The sequence below is a fragment of the Pseudomonas sp. 2995-1 genome (assembly GCF_002742505.1).
Classification (GTDB): Bacteria; Pseudomonadota; Gammaproteobacteria; order Pseudomonadales; family Pseudomonadaceae; genus Aquipseudomonas; species Aquipseudomonas sivasensis.
This window is the reverse complement of the sequence record NZ_LJSA01000340.1, coordinates 1-239: the sequence shown is the minus strand read 5'-3', so window position 1 is coordinate 239 and position 239 is coordinate 1. Positions and strand designations below refer to the sequence as shown.

Annotated in this window: 1 protein-coding gene; it reads left to right on the top strand. The window is 33.1% G+C overall.

Annotation, left to right across the window (positions count from 1 at the left end; translation table 11 throughout):
• The coding region (locus tag AOA61_RS31825) for a hypothetical protein (RefSeq protein WP_218197351.1) at positions 1–188 on the top strand (188 nt) is incomplete at its 5' end.
• Positions 189–239: the final 51 nt, after the last annotated feature.

Here is a 239-nt window from a genome sequence, read left to right as displayed (position 1 = left end):
ATTTACTTTTATATCTTCCGTTCTCAGAAGACATCAAGGCAGAGATAAGCGACTCTCTTTTTCGCAGCATACCATTTCTTAAAATCAATGATAAAGGTAACGTTTATTACACTGATATGTTAGGAGTGGATAGTGGCTTATTTGATCGCGGGGAGAACTGGGAAAGACTCTTAATTAAACCACAGTAATATTCAGATAAATTGTGTCTATTATATATTTTTAAGAAAATTCTGTTGATG